The organism is Actinomadura sp. B10D3 (genome assembly GCF_039871695.1).
In the GTDB taxonomy this organism is placed as follows: Bacteria; Actinomycetota; Actinomycetes; order Streptosporangiales; family Streptosporangiaceae; genus Spirillospora; species Spirillospora madurae.
Map to the genome: position 1 here is coordinate 548,719 of NZ_JBDPLY010000002.1, position 14,924 is coordinate 563,642.

General features: G+C 72.9%; 16 protein-coding genes. 7 read left to right on the forward strand and 9 right to left on the reverse strand.

Features of this window, described 5'->3' with window-relative positions; translation table 11 throughout:
* Window positions 1-334: 334 nt before the first annotated feature.
* Window positions 335-856: a lytic polysaccharide monooxygenase auxiliary activity family 9 protein gene (locus ABGB11_RS05890; protein ID WP_347629561.1), complete on the forward strand. Its 522-nt coding sequence runs from the start codon at window positions 335-337 to the stop codon at window positions 854-856.
* Complete coding sequence (locus ABGB11_RS05895; RefSeq protein ID WP_347629563.1) at window positions 856-1,575, forward strand: chitinase; 720 nt, start codon at window positions 856-858, stop codon at window positions 1,573-1,575. The genes ABGB11_RS05890 and ABGB11_RS05895 overlap by 1 nt, the downstream gene beginning before the upstream one ends.
* 70 nt (window positions 1,576-1,645) lie before the next feature.
* On the opposite strand, the gene paaE is transcribed toward ABGB11_RS05895, so the two are convergent.
* The 6 genes from paaE to ABGB11_RS05925 all read right to left on the reverse strand — a co-directional run bounded on the left by paaE (window position 1,646) and on the right by ABGB11_RS05925 (window position 6,692).
* The gene (paaE, locus tag ABGB11_RS05900; protein ID WP_347629565.1) at window positions 1,646-2,725 is read right to left on the reverse strand and encodes a 1,2-phenylacetyl-CoA epoxidase subunit PaaE; all 1,080 of its coding nucleotides are present in this window, start codon (window positions 2,723-2,725) and stop codon (window positions 1,646-1,648) included.
* A 3-nt stretch (window positions 2,726-2,728) separates the two neighbouring features.
* On the reverse strand, window positions 2,729-3,214 hold the full coding sequence (gene paaD, locus ABGB11_RS05905) for a 1,2-phenylacetyl-CoA epoxidase subunit PaaD (RefSeq protein WP_347629567.1): 486 nt from the start codon (window positions 3,212-3,214) through the stop codon (window positions 2,729-2,731).
* Window positions 3,211-4,098 (reverse strand): 1,2-phenylacetyl-CoA epoxidase subunit PaaC, encoded by an 888-nt coding sequence (gene paaC, locus ABGB11_RS05910; protein WP_347629569.1) that lies wholly within the window; start codon window positions 4,096-4,098, stop codon window positions 3,211-3,213. Before paaC ends, paaD begins: the two co-directional genes overlap by 4 nt.
* A gap of 7 nt (window positions 4,099-4,105) precedes the next feature.
* A complete protein-coding gene (gene paaB, locus ABGB11_RS05915) occupies window positions 4,106-4,390 on the reverse strand; it encodes a 1,2-phenylacetyl-CoA epoxidase subunit PaaB (RefSeq protein WP_021596849.1) in 285 nt (94 codons plus the stop codon).
* The gene (gene paaA, locus ABGB11_RS05920) at window positions 4,390-5,340 is read right to left on the reverse strand and encodes a 1,2-phenylacetyl-CoA epoxidase subunit PaaA (protein WP_347629570.1); all 951 of its coding nucleotides are present in this window, start codon (window positions 5,338-5,340) and stop codon (window positions 4,390-4,392) included. The genes paaB and paaA overlap by 1 nt, the downstream gene beginning before the upstream one ends.
* A 152-nt stretch (window positions 5,341-5,492) precedes the next feature.
* Complete coding sequence (locus tag ABGB11_RS05925) at window positions 5,493-6,692, reverse strand: transposase (protein WP_347629572.1); 1,200 nt, start codon at window positions 6,690-6,692, stop codon at window positions 5,493-5,495.
* Between the two features lie 110 nt (window positions 6,693-6,802).
* Here ABGB11_RS05925 and ABGB11_RS05930 point away from each other — a divergent pair, with 110 nt between their 5' ends.
* Window positions 6,803-7,435: a TetR/AcrR family transcriptional regulator gene (locus ABGB11_RS05930; RefSeq protein ID WP_347629574.1), complete on the forward strand. Its 633-nt coding sequence runs from the start codon at window positions 6,803-6,805 to the stop codon at window positions 7,433-7,435.
* Here ABGB11_RS05930 and ABGB11_RS05935 read toward each other — a convergent pair.
* The 3 genes from ABGB11_RS05935 to pdhA are packed head-to-tail and all read right to left on the reverse strand — an operon-like array spanning window position 7,422 to window position 10,761.
* Window positions 7,422-8,666, reverse strand: a complete 1,245-nt coding sequence (locus ABGB11_RS05935) for a dihydrolipoamide acetyltransferase family protein (protein ID WP_347629576.1) — start codon at window positions 8,664-8,666, stop codon at window positions 7,422-7,424. The genes ABGB11_RS05930 and ABGB11_RS05935 overlap by 14 nt on opposite strands.
* Entirely contained in the window at window positions 8,663-9,658 is a 996-nt protein-coding gene (locus tag ABGB11_RS05940) for an alpha-ketoacid dehydrogenase subunit beta (protein ID WP_347629663.1), read from the reverse strand. Before ABGB11_RS05940 ends, ABGB11_RS05935 begins: the two co-directional genes overlap by 4 nt.
* A gap of 5 nt (window positions 9,659-9,663) precedes the next feature.
* A complete protein-coding gene (gene pdhA, locus ABGB11_RS05945) occupies window positions 9,664-10,761 on the reverse strand; it encodes a pyruvate dehydrogenase (acetyl-transferring) E1 component subunit alpha (protein ID WP_347629578.1) in 1,098 nt (365 codons plus the stop codon).
* Between the two features lie 108 nt (window positions 10,762-10,869).
* Between pdhA and ABGB11_RS05950 the strand changes: the two genes are divergently transcribed.
* From ABGB11_RS05950 to ABGB11_RS05965, 4 genes are all read left to right on the forward strand, one after another.
* Window positions 10,870-11,388, forward strand: coding sequence for an Lrp/AsnC family transcriptional regulator (locus tag ABGB11_RS05950; RefSeq protein ID WP_347629580.1), 519 nt, complete (start codon window positions 10,870-10,872; stop codon window positions 11,386-11,388).
* Between the two features lie 96 nt (window positions 11,389-11,484).
* Window positions 11,485-12,051, forward strand: coding sequence for a SigE family RNA polymerase sigma factor (locus tag ABGB11_RS05955; protein WP_347629582.1), 567 nt, complete (start codon window positions 11,485-11,487; stop codon window positions 12,049-12,051).
* 89 nt (window positions 12,052-12,140) lie between these two features.
* Complete coding sequence (locus ABGB11_RS05960; protein ID WP_347629664.1) at window positions 12,141-13,913, forward strand: rhamnogalacturonan lyase; 1,773 nt, start codon at window positions 12,141-12,143, stop codon at window positions 13,911-13,913.
* A 17-nt stretch (window positions 13,914-13,930) separates the two neighbouring features.
* A complete protein-coding gene (locus ABGB11_RS05965) occupies window positions 13,931-14,893 on the forward strand; it encodes a right-handed parallel beta-helix repeat-containing protein (protein ID WP_347629584.1) in 963 nt (320 codons plus the stop codon).
* The last annotated feature ends 31 nt before the right edge of the window (window positions 14,894-14,924 follow it).

Below are 14,924 nucleotides of genomic sequence, written 5' to 3' on the forward strand. Positions count from 1 at the left end.
CGGCTTTCGGCCTGCACCGACCGTGGCGGGGCGGTCGGGCTTTTGGTGGATAGTGCCGATGGTTCGGGCTGATGGTCGGGTGATGCTGCCAATCTTCGTGGCCGGATGCGGCTGGTTCGGTTCCCGGCCTGCGCTGGTCTTGTCCGGACGGATCGCGTGTCACTCCGGTGGTCTTGCCCGTCATCCGCGGGGGAGTTACCGTTCCACCAATTCGATAGGAAAGTTTCCTATCCGATGGAGCCGCCATGCCCCGCTCCCCGCCGCCCGCTCCCCTCGCGGCCGCTCCCCGCCGCGCCGAACGACAGACCACCCCAGCACGCAAGGACCCCCCGCTATGAAGAAATCACGGCGCAGGCTCGCCGCTCTCGCGGCCGGCCTCGGCATCGCCCCCCTCGTCACGGTCCTGCTCCCGGCGACCGCGGCCTACGCGCACGGCTACGTGTCGGCTCCGCTGAGCAGGCAGGCCCAGTGCGCCCAGAAGATCGTCCAGTGCGGCGACATCCAGTGGGAGCCGCAGAGCGTCGAAGGGCCGAAGGGCCTGACGAGCTGCAGCGGCGGCAACGCGCGGTTCGCCGAGCTCGACGACGACGGCAAGGGCTGGCGGGCGACCACCGTCGGCCGCCAGGTCACCTTCACCTGGACGTTCACCGCCCGGCACCGCACCACCAACTTCGAGTACTACGTCGGCGGCCGGAAGGTCGCCGACATCGACGGCGGCGACCAGCAGCCCCCGGCCACCGTGTCGCACCCGGTCGACCTCGGCGGGGTCTCCGGACGGCAGAAGGTGCTGGCCGTCTGGAACATCGCCGACACGCCCAACGCGTTCTACGCGTGCGTCGACCTCCAGGTGCAGTGATGGCGCGCCGGAGGGTGAGGCACGCCCTGATCGGCCTCGTGGCGGTCATGGCCGCCGCGCTGTCGGCCGTCCTGCCGACGGCGTCCGCGGCGAACGCGGCCGCGTTCGTGGTCAGCGAGGCCCAGTTCAACCAGATGTTCCCGAACCGCAACGCGTTCTACAGCTACGGCGGGCTGACCGCCGCCATGGACGCGTTCCCCGGGTTCGCCAACACCGGCAGCGACACGGTGAAGAAGCAGGAGGCGGCGGCCTTCCTCGCCAACGTCAGCCATGAGACCGGCGGGCTCGTCCACATCGTCGAGCAGAACACCGGCAACTACCCGCACTACTGCGACGCGAGCCAGCCCTACGGCTGCCCCGCCGGGCAGGCCGCCTACTACGGGCGCGGTCCCATCCAGCTGAGCTGGAACTTCAACTACAAGGCGGCGGGCGATGCCCTCGGCATCGGCCTGCTGAACAACCCGTGGCTGGTGGAGCAGGACTCCGCGGTGGCCTGGAAGACCGGGCTCTGGTACTGGATGACCCAGCGCGGTCCCGGCACCATGACCGGGCACGACGCCATGGTCAACGGCCGCGGGTTCGGCGAGACGATCCGCAGCATCAACGGCAGCCTGGAATGCGACGGCCGCAACCCGGCCCAGGTGCAGAGCCGGGTGAACGCCTACCAGAGGATGACCCAGATCCTCGGTGTCCCCGCCGGTGACAACCTGACCTGCTGACGCGGGCACCGGCGCACCGCCCCGGCGGAGGTCCGCCATCCTCCGCCGGGGCGGTGTCACCTATCGGGGGTCACGCGTCGTAGTCGATGGTCAGCTCCGGGGTGGCCGGGACCGACTGGCAGGTGAGGACGTACCCCGCGTCGACCTCGGCCGGGTCGAGCGCGAAGTTGCGGCGCATGTCGACCGCGCCCTCGACGACCCGGGCCCGGCACGTCCCGCACACGCCGCCCTTGCAGGCGAACGGCAGGTCGGGGCGCACCCGCTGCGCCGAGTCGAGGACGGTCGCGTCCCGCCGCTGCGTCAGCGTGGTGGAGCGCCCGTCCAGGACGATCGTGACCTCGGTGGCCGGGCCGGACGGCGCGGACCGCGTGCGGTTCGGCTCGGGCGGCACCTCGTCCACGTGGAAGAGCTCCTGGTGGACGCGCTCGCGCGGCACCCCGAAGCCGCGCAGGACGTCCCGCGCGCCCGTGACCATGCCCAACGGCCCGCACACCCACCAGTGGCCGACGTCGGCGACGGGCACGAGGAGCGGCAGGAGGGCGCGCAGCCGGTCCGCGTCCAGCCGGCCGCTGAACAGCTCGGCCTCGCGGGGTTCCTGGGACAGGACGTGCACCAGCTCGAACCGGTCCGGGTGGGCGTCCTTCAGATCGGCGAGCTCGTCGGCGAACATGACGGTCCCGCTGCGCCGGTTGCCGTAGAGGACGGTGACGCGGGCGGCGGGGTCGGCGAGGGCGGACGCGGCGATGGACAGCACCGGGGTGATCCCGGAGCCGGCCGCGATCAGCACGTGGTGCTCGGCCCCGGGGGCGTCGAGCACGAACGTGCCGGACGGCGGCAGGACCTCGATCACGTCGCCCGCCCGCACCTCGTGGACCAGCCAGGACGAGAACAGCCCGTCCGGGATCTCGCGGACCCCGATACGCGGCGCCGCCCCGGCCGGGGCGCAGATCGAATAGGAGCGGCGCTCCTCCCGGCCGTCCAGGACGCGGCGGAGCGTGAGGAACTGGCCGGGCCGGAACGCGTACGCGTCCGCCAGCTCGGGCGGGACGTCGAAGGTGACCGCGACCGCGTCGTCGCAGAGCGGCTCGACGTCCGCGACGCGCAGCGCGTGGAAGCCGGCGCGGCGCGGTGCGACCTCGGTGAGCGTCACGGCTCAGATCTCCTTGAAGTGCTCGAACGGCTCGTGGCAGGCGGCGCAGCGCCGCAGCGACTTGCAGGCCGTGGACCCGAACCGGGACAGCTCGGCCGTGTCGGCGGACCCGCAGCGGGGGCAGGCGATCCGCCGGGTCGGGCCCAGCGTGAGCGGGATCGGGCCGGACGCGCGGAGCGGCGCGGGGCCGGGCGGCGAGACCCCGGCGGCGGCGAGCTTCCGGCGGCCCGGCTCGCTGATCCAGTCGGTCGTCCACGGCGGGTCGAGCACGGTGCGGATCCGGACCTCGGCGTACCCGGCCTCGGCGAGCCGGTTCCGCAGGTCGTCGCGCATCGCGTCCAGCGCCGGGCAGCCGGTGTAGGTGGGGGTGATGGTCACCTCGACGCGGCCGGGCCCCTCGGTGACGTCGCGCAGCACGCCGAGCTCGGCGAGCGTGAGCATCGGCAGCTCGGGGTCGGTGACGGTCTCGGCGATCGCGCGGGCGCTCACCACTCCGCCCCCGGATGCTCGCGGGCCAGCCCCTGCAGCTCGGCGAGCAGGGCGGTCATCGCGGCGGGATGCTCGCCGTCCCGCCCAGCCACGCGGGACGGGACGGGCCCCGGACGCTGGAGCGTCGCCGCCGCCAGCACCTCGTCGACCACCGCGTCGAACTCCGCGCGGACGGTGGACGGGTCCACCCCCGCGCCCGCGTCGGCCATCCGCCTCTCGACCTCGTGGACGCCGAACAGCTCGTCCGTGTGCGGCCAGACCTCGTCCACCGCGCGCTGGGCGCGCTCGTGGGAGAGGTCGGTGCCGTCGCCGAGCCTGATCGTCCACATCGCGGCGTGGTCGCGGTGGTAGGCGACCTCCTTCACGCTCTTCGCGGCGATCGCGGCCAGGACCGGGTCGCCGGACGCGGTGAGCCGGTCCAGCAGCGCCAGCCGCCACGTCGCGAACAGCAGCAGCCGGACGGTCGACCGCGCGAAGTCGCCGTTCGGCAGCGCGGTGAGGCCGACGTTGCGGAACTCGGGCGCGTCCCGGAAGTAGGCGAGGTCGTCCTCGCCCCGGCCCTTGTCCTCGGCGACGCCGGCCCGGGCCAGCAGCAGCCGGGCCTGGCCGAGCAGGTCGAGCGCGATGTTGGCGAGCGCGACCTCCTCCTCCAGCTCGGGCGCGTGCGTGCACCACTCCTGGAGCCGGTGCGACATGACCAGCGCGTCGTCGCCGAGCATCAGGCAGTAGGCGGCGAGGTCGGCCCGGTCGAGGCCGTCCGGGACGGAGGCGTCGATCCCGGCGAGCGGGTCGTGGAACCCGGTCCCGAACGCCCAGCGGGGATCGCCGTCGTCGCGGGTCAGCGCGTGGAACGGGTTGTCGGAGTCGTAGTCGTCGTGGCCCATCGGAGCCTCACATGTGCGGGACGTCGTCGGGGATCTCGTAGAACGTCGGGTGCCGGTAGACCTTGTCGCCGCTCGGGTCGAAGAACGCGTCCTTCTCGTCCGGGCTGGACGCGGTGATGTCGCGCGCCTTGACCACCCAGATGCTGACGCCCTCGTTCCGCCGCGTGTACAGGTCGCGGGCGTTGCGCAGCGCCATCGTGTCGTCGGCGGCGCGCAGCGACCCGACGTGCACGTGGTTCAGGCCCCGCTTGCCCCGGACGAACACCTCGTACAGCGGCCAGTCCTTCTCCATCAGGACGCCTCCCTCTCGACCGGCCGCCCGGCGTCGCGCGCGGCCTGCTTGGCGGCGTACGCGGCGGCGGCCTCGCGGACCCAGGCGCCGTCCTCGTGGGCGGCCTTGCGCACCGCGATCCGCTCCGCGTTGCAGGGGCCGTCGCCGCTGATGACGCGCTTCAGCTCGGACCAGTCGATCTCGCCGAAGTCGTGGTGGCCGCGCTCCTCGTTCCACCGCAGGTCCGGGTCGGGGAGCGTGACGCCGAGCGCCTCGGCCTGCGGGACGGTCATGTCCACGAACCGCTGCCGGAGCTCGTCGTTGGTGTGCCGCTTGATCTTCCAGGCCATGGACTGCGCGGTGTGCGTCGAGTCGGCGTCGGGCGGGCCGAACATCATCAGGGACGGCCACCACCAGCGGTTCACGGCGTCCTGCACCATCTCCCGCTGGGCCGGCGTGCCGCGCATCAGCGTCATGAGCAGCTCGTAGCCCTGCCGCTGGTGGAACGACTCCTCCTTGCAGATCCGGATCATCGCGCGCCCGTAGGGGCCGTAGGAGCTCCGGCACAGCGGCACCTGGTTGCAGATCGCGGCGCCGTCCACCAGCCAGCCGATCACCCCGACGTCGGCGAACGTCGGCGTCGGGTAGTTGAAGATCGACGAGTACTTCTGCCGGCCGGAGATCAGCCGCTCGGTCAGGTCGGTGCGGTCGGCGCCGAGCGTCTCGGCCGCCGAGTACAGGTACAGGCCGTGGCCCGCCTCGTCCTGCACCTTGGCGAGCAGGATCGCCTTGCGGCGCAGCGACGGCGCGCGGGTGATCCAGGCGCCCTCCGGCTGCATCCCGATGATCTCGGAGTGGGCGTGCTGGGCGATCTGCCGGACCATCGTGGACCGGTACCTGTCGGGCATCCAGTCGCGCGGCTCGATCCGCTGGTCGCGCTCGATCGTCCGCTCGAACCGCTCCGGCGACATCGGCCCTCCCATGAATTACCAACCGTCCGTTCAGTCAGTATTTTAGCCCGGTACCGGCCCGCCGGGAAAGGCCGCGGACCCCGCGGACGCTGCGATAATGACCGCCTTGACGTCCTCCCCCGCCTGAAGGCGGGGGATTCCAAACCATCGACCTACGAGAGGCGGATGGGGTGAGGTTCGCGGTTCGTGGCCCCGCCTGGTGGCTGGAGGGCTCCCCGCGCTGCCACCGTGCGTCCCACGGCGGTGTCTTTGATGTTGCGTGCGGCGTTGACGTCGGCGTGGGCCCGGTGCCCGCAGGCCACGCACCAGAACACCGCTTGGCTCTCACGGTTTTCCGATGCGCGGTGCCCGCAGGCATGGCAGGTCTGCGAGGTGTAACGCGGGTTGACCTTGATGACGCGGCCGGGCGCCTTGTCCTCCAGCCGTGCGACCAGCACACCCCACCCGCTGGCCAGGATCGCCCGGTTCAGCCCGGCCTTGGCGCCCACGCCCGCGCCGGGAGCGTCGATGGTGCCGCGTGCCGAGCGGGTCATGCCCCGCACGTTCAGGTCCTCGACGGCGATCACATCGAACCCGGCGGCCAGTCCGGTGGTGGCCTTCTCCACCCAGTCGCGGCGCCGGTCGGCCTCGCGGGCCTTCACCCGGGCGATGGCGGCCTTGATGCGGGTGCGGCGGTTCGACCCCTTGGCGGCGCGCGCCAGCCTGCGTTGCAACCGCCGCAGCCGTTCGGCCTCCCGGCCGGTCAGGGCGGGGGCGTGCAGCAGTTCCCCGGAGGACAGCGCCGCCGACACCGCAACGCCCCGGTCCACACCCACCACCGCACCGTTGCCCGGCCCCGGGATCGGGTCGGGGACCGTAGCGAACGCCACATGCCAGCGCCCGGCACGGTCACGCCTGACCCGGAACGACTTCACGCCGCCGGGGACGGGGCGGGACCAGCGGAACCGCACCCACCCCACCTTCGGCACCCGCACCTCACCCACCCGCCGCGACAGGCGCCGCACATCCCACTGCCGCCCGCGCTTCCCCACGATACGGAACCCCTCGTGCACACCGGCTTTACGCCACCCCGGCCGCCGGTGCGTCCCGCCGAAGAAGTTCGCCATGGCCTGGGCGAAGTCCTTGAGCGCCTGCTGCTGAACGATCACCGACCCGCCGGCCAGCCACCGAAACGCGGCGCGGGCCTCGGTGAGCTGGCGGCACTGCGCCGCGAACGAGGGCGCCGGACCGCGCCGCGGCGTCCACCAGGCGTGCTGCTCAACGGCAAGGTTCCACACAAAACGGGCATGCCCGCAATGCTCCAGCAACCCCGCCTCCTGGACGGGGGTCGGGCACAGCCGGTACCGGGACACGCAGCCGACCGTAACGGCCACCACCGACAGAGCCAGGAGACCACCGTGCCGCATCGTTCCGCGTTTCCTCCCCGCCCTCAAAAACGGGGCATCCACGCTGAAGGTCTCGGGTGACCAACGAGGGCGGCAGGCGGGCGAACCGGCGCGGCCGGCCGGGCTACGACAAGGAGTCGCTGCTGCGGGTCGCCGTCACGGTGTTCAACGAGCGCGGCTACGACGGCACCAGCATGGACGACCTGGCGAAGCGGCTCGGCATCAGCAAGTCCGCGATCTACCACCACGTCTCCGGCAAGGACGAGCTGCTCCAGCTCGCCGTCGACCGCGCGCTCGACGGGCTCTTCGCCGCCGCGGACGAGGCCGTCGCCCTGCCGGGCCGCGCGATCGACCGGCTGGAGCACCTCGTGCGCGCCAGCGTCGCCGTCCTCGTCGCCGAGCAGCCGTTCGTGACGCTGCTGCTGCGGGTGCGCGGCAACACCGCCGTCGAGAAGCGGGCGCTGGCGCGGCGCCGCGAGTTCGACCGCCTCGTCTCCGGGCTCGTCGCCGAGGCCGAGGCCGACGGCGACATCCGACCCGACGTCGACCCGGCGATCGCGGCCCGGCTGCTGTTCGGCCTGGTCAACTCGCTGATCGAGTGGTACCGGCCGCGCGGCGGCGCGGGCGCGGCCGAGATCGCCGACGCGCTCTGCAAGGTCGCGTTCGACGGCCTGCGCCGCCGCCCCGCCGGTGACGCTACAGATTCGTGACGAGGACCTCGGGACGCTCCACGCAGTCGGCCACGAACCGCAGGAACCCCCCGGCGACGCCGCCGTCGCACACCCGGTGGTCGAAGGTGAACGACAGCTGCGTCACCTTGCGGAGCCGGACCTTCCCCTTGTGCGCCCACGGCTTCTCGACGATCCGCCCGACGCCGAGCATCGCCGCCTCGGGATGGTTGATGATTGGGGTCGAGCCGTCCACGCCGAACACGCCGTAGTTGTTCAACGTGAACGTGCCGCCGGTCAGGTCGGCCGGGGCCAGCCGCCCCTCGCGCGCCGCGTCCGTCCGCTCCCGGAGCGCGGCGGCGAGCTCGGCCAGCGTCATCGCGTGCGCGTCGCGGACGACCGGGACCACCAGACCGCGGTCGGTCTGCGCCGCGAACCCCAGATGGACCTCCGGCACCCGGACGATCTCCTGCCGCTCGACGTCCACGGAGGCGTTGAGCTCGGGGTGGCGCCTCAGCCCGGCCAGGCAGATCCGGGCGAACAGGGCCAGCATCCCCACCTGTGCGCCGGAGCGCTGGATGTCCGTCCTGAGCTTGACCAGGCGGGTCGCGTCCACATCGACCCACGTGGTCGCGTCCGGGATCTCGCGGCGGCTGCGGGACAGCCGCTCCGCCGCCGTCCGGCGCGCCCCCTTCAGCGGGACGCGCACCACGCCGTCCCGGTCCTGGGGCTCGCCGGTACGCGCCGCGATGGCGGTCTCGACGTCCCGCCGCAGCACGACGCCGCCGGGGCCGCTGGGCGCCAGCGCCCCGACGTCGATGCCGTTGTCCAGCGCCAGGCGCCGCACCACGGGCGAGATGACGCGGGGGACCTCGCCGCGGGCGGGCATGTCGGCGGGCGGGGCCGTCCGCGTGGAGTCGGGCCGCGCCACCCGGCGCCGGGACCGCCGCGACTCCCGCGTCCCGTACCCGACCAGCACGTTCCCGGACCCCGCCCGCTCCTCCTCCCGGTACCGCTCCGCCGCCGCGTCCCCGGCGGTGATCGCGACGAGCGGGGCGCCGACCTCCACCACGGCTCCGGCCTCGGCGTACAGCTCCGCGACCGTGCCCGCGAGGGGGACGGGGACGTCGACGGCGGCCTTGGCCGTCTCGACCTCGACGATGCTCTGGTCGACGGTCACCGTGTCGCCGACCTTCACCTTCCATTCCAGGATCTCGGCCTCGGTGAGCCCCTCGCCCAGATCGGGAAGCCGGAAGACCGTCGCCTCGCTCATCGGGCACCGTCCAGGAACCGGGTGTCGGGACGGTCGTCGCGCTGGAGGCGGTCGAGCGCGTCGAGGATCCGGTCGGTGCTCGGCAGGTGATGGTGCTCCAGCATGGGCGGCGGGTACGGGATGTCGAACCCCGTCACCCGCAGCACCGGCGCCTCCAGGCTGTGGAAGCAGCGCTCCTGCACGCGGGCGGCGATCTCCGCGCCGACGCCCGCGAACCCCGCGGCCTCGGCGACCACCACGCAGCGTCCCGTCCGGCGGACGGACGCGGCCACGGTCGCGTCGTCGAACGGGACGATCGTCCGCAGGTCGACGACCTCCAGGTCCCAGCCCTCCCCGGCGGCCGCGCCGGCGGCCTCCAGCGCCACCGGCACGCTCGGCCCGTAGGCGACGACCGTGGCGTTGCGGCCGGGGCGGCGGACCGCGGCGCGGCCGAACGGCTCGGTCCGGTCGAGCCGCGCGACGTCCGACTTCGACCAGTACAGCTTCTTCGGCTCCATGAAGACGACCGGGTCGGGATCGTCGATCGCCTCCCGCAGCAGCGAGTAGGCGTCCTCGACGGTGGCCGGCGTGACGACCTTCAACCCCGGCGTGTGCGCGTAGTAGGCCTCGCTGGAATCGCAGTGGTGCTCCACGCCGCCGATCCCGCCCGCGTAGGGGATGCGGATGACGAGCGGCAGCGCGACCTTCCCGCGCGTGCGGTTCCGCATCTTCGCCACGTGCGACACGATCTGCTCGAACGCCGGGTAGGCGAACGCGTCGAACTGCATCTCGACGACGGGCCGGAACCCGCCCATCGCCATGCCGACCGCGAACCCGACGATGCCCGACTCGGCGAGCGGGGTGTCGAAGCAGCGGTCGTCGCCGAACTTCGCGGCCAGCCCGTCGGTGATGCGGAAGACGCCGCCGAGCGCGCCGACGTCCTCGCCGAACACCACGACCCGCTCGTCCTCGTCGAGGGCGTCCCGCAGGGCGGTGTTGAGCGCCTGGGCCATGGTGATCACGACAGCGCCTCCTCGGCCTCGATCTCGGCCCGCAGCTGCGCGCGCTGCTCGTCCAGCTGCGGGGTCGGCGTGCCGTGGACGTGGTCGAACAGCCCCATGGGGGCGAGGTCCGGGTCCGCGTTCATGCGGGTGCGCAGCCGCTCGGCGAACTCCTCGGCCTCGGCGGCCGACGCGGCGACGTCGGCGTCGGTGAGGTGCCCGCGGCGCCGCAGGTACGTCTCCAGCCGGGCGATCGGGTCGCGCCGCCGCCACTCCTCGGCCTCCGCGTCCGGCCGGTACCGGGACGCGTCGTCGGCGTTGGTGTGCGCTTCGAGCCGGTAGGTGTGCGCCTCGACCAGGAACGGGCCGCCGCCCGACCGGGCGTGCTCGACGGCGGCGGCGAGGACGGCGAGCACCGCGACCGGGTCGTTGCCGTCCACCCGCTCGGAACGCACGCCGTACCCGATGCCCTTGTAGGCCAGGGACGGGGCGGCGGTCTGCCGGTCGAGCGGAACCGAGATGGCGTACTGGTTGTTCTGCACCAGGAAGACGACGGGCGCCTTGAACACGGCCGCGAAGTTGAGCGCCTCGTGGAAGTCGCCCTCGCTGGTGGCGCCGTCGCCGACGCAGGCCAGCGCGACCCGTCCCGTCCCCTTGCGCCGCTCCGCGTACGCGAGGCCGGCCGCGTGGACGGTCTGGGTCGCGAGCGGCGTGCACTGCGGCGCCGTGCGGTGGACGCCGGGGTCGTAGCCGCAGTGCGCGTCGCCCCTGAGCAGCGAGAGCACCTCGACGGGGTCGATGCCGCGGGACACCAGCGCGACCGACTCCCGGTAGGTGGGGAAGAACCAGTCGCCGTCCTCCAGCGCGAGCACGGCGCCGACCTGGCACGCCTCCTGCCCGTGGCTGGACGGGTACACGGCCAGCCGGCCCTGCTTCGTCAGCGCGGTCGCCTGCGCGTCGAACCGCCGCCCGACGACCATCGCCCGGTGCGCCCGGCGCAGCAGCTCCGGGTCCGGCACCGGGTAGCGCTGCCGCCCGCGCACCGCCGCGCCGCCGTCGGTCAGGAACCGCACGGGCTCCGCCGAGGGCAGCAGCTCCTCCACCCGGCCCGCCATACGCCCCCACCTCCGCACTCGATCGGTGCTAGGAATATGAACCAGACCGGACATAAGACTCAATAGACGGCATAAATCCAGGACGTACGGCCCAGTAACGGAGCTCGGATGAACCATCTGTCGCCCGCGGCCCCGCCGCCCGCCGGACCCGCCGGACGATCGGCGGCGCCCCTCGACGGCGTCGACCGCGCCATCCTCCGCGAACTCCAGGCGGACGGCCGGCTGTCCATGCGCGCCCTCGCCGAGCGGGTCAGCGTCTCCCGCTCCAGCGCCCACGCCCGCGTGGAACGGCTGGTCGCCGACGGCGTGATCACCGGCTTCACGGCCCGCGTGGACCCGGTCCGCGCCGGCCTCGGGACGGCGGCCTACGTGCTGGTCACCATCGAGCAGAACTCCTGGCGCCAGGTGTCGGCCCGCCTCCGGGAGGTCCCCGGCATCGAGCACCTGGCCTTCGTCGGCGGGGACGTCGACCTCGTCATGCTGGTCCGCACACCCGACAACGCCTCGCTGCGCGACATCGTCCTCGCCCGCGTGCACGCCCTCGAAGGCGTCCGCTCCACCCGGACCTGGCTGATCTTCGACGAGACCCCGACGCGCCACCCCGAGGACGTCGCCGAGGCGCCGTGACTGAACGCCCGAAAGGCGGGTTGACGGGCGGAGGGTGCGTCCTTACTTTCGGCTGAAAGCGCTTTCTCCACGGGCCGCCAGCCGAGAGGAGTATCGGTGAACGGATCCCGGCGGGCGTTATGGGAGCGCTCTCATGATGCCGCCCGCAGCGAGTTCCACGGGTTCTTCGAGCGGCACCACCGCGAGCTCGCGCGGCTGGCCTACCTGCTGCTGGGCGACCCGGACGGCGCCGACGACCTCGCGGCCGACGCCCTGGCCGCCGCGTGGCAGCGGTGGGACCGGGTGCGGGCCGCCGACCAGCCGCTCGCCTACGTGCGCCGGATGGTCGTCAACATGTCGAGGAGCCGGATCAGGGCCCTCGTCCGGGAGCGCGACACGCTGGAGCGGATGCGGGCGGCCGCCGGGGAGCACGTCCCGCCGCCGGACGTCCCCGCGGCCGTGGACGTCCGGGCCGCGCTGCGGCGGTTGCCGCAGCGCAAGCGCGCCTGCGTGGTCCTGCGGCTCGCCTTCGACCTGTCCGAGAAGGACACCGCCCTCTGGCTCGGCGTCACGGTCGGCACCGTGAAGAGCCAGACCTCCAAGGGCGTCGCCGAGCTGGTGAGGCAGCTGGCGGACCGGCCGCCGGAGCGGCGCGGCAACCTTCCGGGCGCGGTCGGCGACTAGGAGGAAAGGCTTTCCCGCCCCCCGCCCTGGGAGTCGCCGTGAGATCGACTTTCCGCCTTGCGCTCGCCCTCGTCCTGGCCGGATCTGCGATGCCGCCGCTCGGGCCGCCCGCCGCCCGGGCAGAGGCCGTGGCACAGGCCGCCGCGCGGCAGGCCGAGGACCTCGACCGTGGCCTGATCAGCGTCCGGTCCGGCAACGGCAACCATGTCGGTTGGCGCCTGCTCGGCACCGACCCGCCCGCCACGACCTTCAACCTGTACCGGGGCACGGCCCGCGTCGCCACGGTCACGAACTCGACGAACTTCTGGGACGAGGGCGCACCGGCCGACGCGTCCTACACCGTCCGGCCCGTCGTGGACGGGGTCGAGGGCGCGCCGTCCGAGGCAGCGCTGCGGTTCGGCGACGGGTACCTGGACGTGCCGATCCAGCCGCCGGGGTCCGGTTACAGCGCGAACGACGCGAGCGCGGCCGACCTCGACGGCGACGGCCGACTGGAGTTCGTCCTCAAATGGGACCCGTCCAACTCGAAGGACAACTCGCAGAGCGGCTACACGAGCAACGTCTACATCGACGCCTACCGGCTGGACGGCACCCGGCTGTGGCGGATCGACCTGGGCCGCAACATCCGGGCCGGCCAGCACTACACGCAGTTCCAGGTGTACGACTACGACGGCGACGGGCGCGCCGAGGTCGCCATGAAGACCGCGGACGCCACCGTCGACGGCACCGGCAGGGTCATCGGCGACGCCTCCGCCGACCACCGCAACTCCAGCGGGTACGTCCTCACCGGCCCCGAGTACCTCACCGTGTTCGACGGCCGGACGGGCGCCGCGCTGGCGACCGCGGACTACGTCCCGGCCCGCGGGAACGTGTCCGACTGGGGCGACTCGTACGGCAACCGCGTGGACCGCTTCCTCGCCGGAACCGCCTACCTGGACGGCGTCCGGCCCAGCCTGATCATGGCGCGCGGGTACTACACGCGGAGCGTGATCGCCGCGTGGGACTGGCGGGACGGCCGCCTCACCCGGCGCTGGACGTTCGACACCGACAGCTCCACCAACACCGGCCGGGGCTACGACGGGCAGGGCTCGCACAGCCTGTCGGCCGGCGACGTCGACGGGGACGGCCGCGACGAGATCGTCTACGGCGCGATGGCGGTGGACGACGACGGCCGCGGCCTCTGGACGGCCCGGACCGGCCACGGCGACGCCCAGCACCTCGGCGACCTCGACCCGGCGCGTCCGGGCCTGGAGTACTTCAAGGTCAGCGAGTCGTCCGGGCAGCCGTCCTCGCTCTACCTCGACCCGCGCACCGGCCAGGTCCTGTGGTCGACGCCCGCGTGCTGCGACAACGGCCGCGGCGTCGCCGGGGACATCTGGTCCGGGCGCCCCGGCGCCGAGCTCTGGTCGGCGTCGGTCTCCGGGCTGCGCAGCGTCACGGGGAACGACGCGGGGCGCAAGCCGTCGTCGATCAACTTCCTCGCCTGGTGGGACGCCGACCCCGTGCGCGAACTGCTCGACGGCACCCGCGTCGACAAGTACGGCCCGTCCGGAGACACCCGGCTGCTGACCGCGTCCGGCGTGCACTCCAACAACGGCACGAAGGCCGTCCCGTCGCTGTCCGGCGACCTGTTCGGCGACTGGCGCGAGGAGGTCGTCTGGCCGTCCGCCGACGACACCCGGCTCCGCATCTTCACCACCAGGGAGGTCACCGACCGCAAGATCTACACGCTCCTGCACGACACCCAGTACCGGACCGCGCTGGCCTGGCAGAACACCGCCTACAACCAGCCGCCGCACCCGAGCTTCTTCCTCGGGGACGGCATGTCCGCCCCGCCCCGTCCGCAGATCTACGTGCGATGACACGAAGGAGACCCCGCATGGCCACCAGACCCCTGCTCATCGGAACGCTCGCCGCCGCCCTCGCCGCAGCCGGCGTCACCGCCGCCGGCGCCGCCGTCCAGGCCCGTCCGGCCGCCGCGGCCGAGGCGTCCCCGGTCGGGTACGCGAGCATGAACGGCGGGACCACCGGCGGCGCGTCCGGCGCCACGGTGACCGCGACGAGCGCGGACCAGCTCGACTCCTACGCCACGTCGAGCACCCCGTACACCATCAGGATCACCGGCACGATCGCCGTGTCGGGCATGCAGAAGGTGGCGTCCAACAAGACCATCATCGGCGTGGGCTCGTCCGGCCGGATCACCGGCGGCGGGCTCAACGTCTCCGAGGCCAGGAACGTCATCATCCGCAACCTCACGTTCACCGGCGCGAGCGACGACGCGATCAACGTCCAGTACTCGACGAACGTGTGGATCGACCACAACGACCTGTCCGGCGGGCACGACGGCCTGACCGACATCAAGCGCGGGTCCGACTTCGTCACGGTGTCGTGGAACCACTACCACGACCACGACAAGACCGCCCTGCTCGGCCACAGCGACGGCAACGCCGGCGAGGACCTCGGGCACCTGCGGGTGACCTACGCGCACAACTGGTTCGACGGGACGGGCCAGCGCCACCCGCGGGTCCGGTTCGCCAACCCCGTGCACGTGCTGAACAACTACTACAACGACATCGGGAGCTACGGCGTCGCGTCCACCGAGAACGCGGGCGTCTTCGTCGAGCGCAACTACTTCGAGAACGTCGAGAGGCCGACCTCGCTCCAGGAGGGCTCGTCCGACGAGGGCAACATCAAGGTCCTGAACAACTACCTCGTCGGTTCGGGAACGCCCGCGACCCGCAACCCCGGGTCCGTCGCGGCGATCCCGTACCCCTACACCCCCGAGTCCAACGCCACGGTGAAGGGGACCGTCATGGCCGGCGCGGGCGTCGGCCGCATCTGACCGGACCGTCCGGGCGCGTCACCGCTTCAAC